The 2,002-nt window shown below is 51.1% G+C and carries 3 protein-coding genes; all 3 read left to right on the top strand.

Features of this window, described 5'->3' with window-relative positions; all coding sequences use genetic code 11:
• On the top strand, positions 1-777 hold a 777-nt coding region (locus PF479_RS02555), incomplete at its 5' end, for an HlyD family efflux transporter periplasmic adaptor subunit (protein WP_298001919.1).
• 139 nt (positions 778-916) lie between these two features.
• Positions 917-1,624 (top strand): ABC transporter ATP-binding protein, encoded by a 708-nt coding sequence (locus PF479_RS02550; protein ID WP_298001918.1) that lies wholly within the window; start codon positions 917-919, stop codon positions 1,622-1,624.
• A partial coding sequence (locus PF479_RS02545; RefSeq protein ID WP_298001916.1) for a hypothetical protein occupies positions 1,617-2,002 on the top strand: 386 nt, incomplete at its 3' end. The genes PF479_RS02550 and PF479_RS02545, both read left to right, overlap by 8 nt.

The following is a 2,002-nucleotide window of genomic DNA, read 5'->3' as shown; positions in this document are numbered from 1 at the left end:
GTCCTTAAAAGTTCCCGCCAGAGCGACTATGAGGATGCCCAGGATGTTCTGAGTGATCTGCAGGATCAGAGAGAAGACAGTCAGGCAGATCTGGATGAAGCCCTCAGCTCCGGGAAGATTGACAAACGTAAGCAGCAGGCTGTGATCAATCAGCTGAAAGTAGAGCTGGCCACGGTATTGGAAGATATAGAAGAAACCAGAATCAAGAGACCCATCTCAGGGGAAGTTCTGAGTCTCAATGAGACCCTGTCCATCCGGAGCAGCCTTGTTAAACAGTCAGACTCTCTGTTTATCGTTGCCGACCGTTCGGATGTTTTCATCGATTTTGATGTGTATGAACAATATGCGGGACTCCTTGAACCGGGAGGACTGATGACGGTCACGGTGGGCACAAATACCATGAATGCCAGCATCATCAAGATTGGGAAAATTGCCACCATGGATACGGATGGCCTGTCGGCGATGATCTCTGTCCGGGCCAAGCCGGAAACGGAATTGACTCTCACCCCCGGTGCCTCTGCGGTTGCCTCCATCACGTTGGAAGTTCAGGAGGATGTGCTGCTTCTGCCCCGGGGCTCCTGGCTGACCACGGGAAATCAGAAATACGTCTACCTGATCCAGGGAAATAAAGCCGTTAAAACAAAAGTCACTCTGGGAGAGATTCAGGGAACAGATGTAGAAATACTGCAGGGGCTGAGTGCGGGGGACGAGGTCATTACCGGCAGTTATCAGAACTATATCGATCAGGATGAAATCAAACTCACCCTTCGGCCTTAATAGACCCTTCGGCCTTAATAGATTAAAACACCAAGGCCCTTAGGCCTTACGGGATAAAATACCGGGAGTGCGCGCACTCCCGGTAGCGGATTGTAACCGCGTTGGACCCTTAGAACTGAATATCAGAGGAGACAAAAATATGATCAAAATGACAAATATCAATAAAATCTACGACCTGGGAGACACCAAGGTCAGCGCCTTGAAAGATGTTTCTCTCACAATAGAACGAGGTGAATACATCGCCATCATGGGACCTTCCGGTTCCGGGAAGTCCACTCTCATGCACATCCTGGGCATCCTCGACAGCATTTCCTCGGGCCAGTATTTTCTGGAGGATTATGATATTTCCTCTCTCCCCGATAAGGAGCAGGCCCGCATCAGAAACCAGCATTTCGGTTTCATCTTCCAGAGTTTCAACCTCTTTCCCGAGCTCAGCGCCCTTGAAAATGTGATGCTCCCCATGAGCTATGCCGGGGTCCTCTGGCAGACGCGGAGAAACCGGGCGGTGGAACTGCTGACCGAAGTCGGAATGGATCACCGGATGCATCACCTCCCCACCATGCTGAGCGGAGGGGAGCAGCAGAGAGTGGCCATTGCCCGGTCTCTCTCCAATGACCCTGACCTGATCCTGGCGGATGAGCCGACGGGAAACCTGCCCAGCGATAAGGGAGAGGAGATCATGCAGATATTGGAAGGATTTAATAAAAGGGGAGTCACCGTAGTCATGGTGACCCATAACCCCGATCAGGGAAAAAGAGCCGGTAGAGTGATCAACCTGCAGGATGGAGTTCTCCAGGAGGATCTTTCAGGGAATGCTTCATTCAAACGGGAGGATCTCCGTGCTTAAAGAACCGGTTAAAATCATTCAACGGCGGTTTCTGGGCCGTTTTCTCGAATCGGGTCTCCTTATCGTCGCCGTGGCCCTGGGGATCGGGGCGGCATCATCGGGAATCGCTTTGCTTGCCAATACTATCAGTACCAGCCGGGAAATCCTGGATTCTCCCGGATACAAAGACATTATTGTGTCTACAGTGGGTAAGGCGGACGATATGGATTTTCCTGTCAGTCTGAAGGCTGTGACGGAAACAGCCATCCTCACCTCGGAAGATCTCTCGGCAGCAGATCTGGCTCCGGCTGTCATCTACTCCTATGTGGAAAATAACAGCAGGATTCATTTTATCAATGATGAATCCATTGCCCTGGATTCGGAAAGACAGAAAGTTTT

Origin of the sequence: Oceanispirochaeta sp. (genome assembly GCF_027859075.1) — a bacterium.
Lineage (GTDB): Bacteria > Spirochaetota > Spirochaetia > DSM-2461 > DSM-2461 > Oceanispirochaeta.
This window is presented reverse-complemented; position numbering and strand designations above follow the sequence as displayed.